Below are 2,506 nucleotides of genomic sequence, written 5' to 3' on the forward strand. Positions count from 1 at the left end.
CTGAATAGGGCGCTTTAGTTTGAAGTATTAGACCCGAAACCCGGCGATCTATGCATGACCAGGATGAAGGTGCGGTAACACGCACTGGAGGTCCGAACCGATTAACGTTGAAAAGTTACCGGATGAGTTGTGCTTAGGGGTGAAAGGCCAATCAAGCCGGGAAATAGCTGGTTCTCCGCGAAAACTATTGAGGTAGTGCCTCGAGCGGACACCATAGGGGGTAGAGCACTGGATGGTTGCGGGGGTCGCGAGATCTACCAATACTAACCAAACTCCGAATACCTATGAGTGATACTCGGGAGACAGACGGCGGGTGCTAAGGTCCGTCGTCAAAAGGGAAACAGCCCTGACCTACAGCTAAGGTCCCCAAGTCGTGTCTAAGTGGGAAAGCATGTGGAAATCCCAAAACAACCAGGAGGTTGGCTTAGAAGCAGCCATCCTTTAAAGAAAGCGTAACAGCTCACTGGTCTAAACAAGGGTTTCTGCGGCGAAGATGTAACGGGGCTCAAGACACGCACCGAAGCTTAGGGTGTGCACTTAGTGCACGCGGTAGCGGAGCGTTCCGTAAGCCTGCGAAGCGATCTGGTAATGGGTCGTGGAGGTATCGGAAGTGCGAATGCAGACATGAGTAGCGATAAAGAGGGTGAGATGCCCTCTCGCCGAAAGACCAAGGGTTCCTGCGCAAGGCTAATCCGCGCAGGGTGAGCCGGCCCCTAAGACGAGCCCGAAGGGGGTAGTCGATGGGAACCACGTTAATATTCGTGGGCCTGGTGGTGTGTGACGGATCTCGTGTGTTGTACGTCCTTATCGGATTGGACGTGCCTCGAAGAGGTCCCGGGAAATAGCCCCACCGTATAGACCGTACCCGAAACCGACACAGGTGGTCAGGTAGAGTATACCAAGGCGCTTGAGAGAAGTGTCCTGAAGGAACTCGGCAAATTGCCTCCGTACCTTCGGAAGAAGGAGGCCCCATGTAAGCGCAAGCTCTCATGGGGGGCACAGGCCAGGGGGTAGCGACTGTTTAGCAAAAACACAGGGCTCTGCTAAGTCGGCTTCAAGACGACGTATAGGGCCTGACGCCTGCCCGGTGCCTGAAGGTTAAGTGGAGGAGTGCAAGCTCTGAAATGAAGCCCAGGTAAACGGCGGCCGTAACTATAACGGTCCTAAGGTAGCGAAATTCCTTGTCGGGTAAGTTCCGACCTGCACGAATGGCGTAACGACTTCCCCACTGTCTCCAGGACATGCTCAGCGAAATTGAATTCTCCGTGAAGATGCGGAGTACCCGCGGTTAGACGGAAAGACCCCGTGCACCTTTACTGCAGCTTCAGAGTGGCATTGGACAAGAACTGTGTAGCATAGGTGGGAGGCTTTGAAGCATTGGCGCCAGCCGATGTGGAGCCATAGGTGAAATACCACCCTGTTGTTGTTTAATGTCTAACCTCGTACCGTGAAACCGGTACAGGGACCCTCTGTGGCGGGTAGTTTGACTGGGGCGGTCGCCTCCTAAAGAGTAACGGAGGCGCGCGAAGGTTGGCTCAGGCCGGTTGGAAACCGGCTGTTAGAGTGCAATGGCATAAGCCAGCCTGACTGCGAGACTGACAAGTCGAGCAGAGACGAAAGTCGGTCATAGTGATCCGGTGGTCCCTCGTGGAAGGGCCATCGCTCAACGGATAAAAGGTACGCCGGGGATAACAGGCTGATAACCCCCAAGAGCTCATATCGACGGGGTTGTTTGGCACCTCGATGTCGGCTCATCACATCCTGGGGCTGGAGCAGGTCCCAAGGGTTTGGCTGTTCGCCAATTAAAGTGGTACGTGAGCTGGGTTCAGAACGTCGCGAGACAGTTTGGTCCCTATCTGCCGTGGGCGTCGAAATTTGAGAGGAGTTGACCCTAGTACGAGAGGACCGGGTTGAACGTACCTCTGGTGTACCTGTCGTCGTGCCAACGGCGCAGCAGGGTAGCTATGTACGGACGGGATAACCGCTGAAAGCATCTAAGCGGGAAGCCTCCCTCAAGATAAGATTTCTCAGGACGGTCGAAGACCACGACCTTGATAGATCGGATGTGGAAGTGCGGTAACGCATGGAGCTAACCGATACTAATTGTCCTATTCGCGCTTGAGAGCTCCACACCCCCACCATCAGCCCTGGGCTGATGACTGAGAGTGCGGTCATTAATACAGCCAGTGCACGCATCGATTTTATACCCAACTCCCCATCCAAACAGATGGGGACGTATTCGCGGACTCTATTGCCTGGTGGCCATAGCGTCGGTGTCCCACCCGATCCCATCCCGAACTCGGCCGTGAAACCCGACTGCGCCAATGGTACTACTGCTCAAGCAGTGGAAGAGTAGGGCGCCGCCAGGCATTATAGTCCGCGTATACACACAAAACCCATTCACAATTTCCACCGTATCCCAAATTCGGCGCGGGGTGGAGCAGCCCGGTAGCTCGTCAGGCTCATAACCTGAAGGCCGCAGGTTCAAATCCTGCCCCCGCAACCA

General features: G+C 55.0%; 1 tRNA gene and 2 rRNA genes (1 of these 3 only partly in view). All 3 read left to right on the forward strand.

Going from position 1 to position 2,506, the window contains the following annotated elements:
- Nucleotides 1-2,123: ribosomal RNA gene (locus SM191_RS19230) — 23S ribosomal RNA — on the forward strand; it begins 672 nt to the left of the window's first position.
- A gap of 131 nt (nt 2,124-2,254) precedes the next feature.
- Nucleotides 2,255-2,369: ribosomal RNA gene (gene rrf / locus SM191_RS19235) — 5S ribosomal RNA — on the forward strand.
- A gap of 60 nt (nt 2,370-2,429) precedes the next feature.
- Nucleotides 2,430-2,506: transfer RNA gene (locus SM191_RS19240), tRNA-Met, on the forward strand.

The sequence above is a fragment of the Sphingomonas sp. 2378 genome (genome assembly GCF_038084995.1).
GTDB lineage: Bacteria > Pseudomonadota > Alphaproteobacteria > Sphingomonadales > Sphingomonadaceae > Sphingomonas.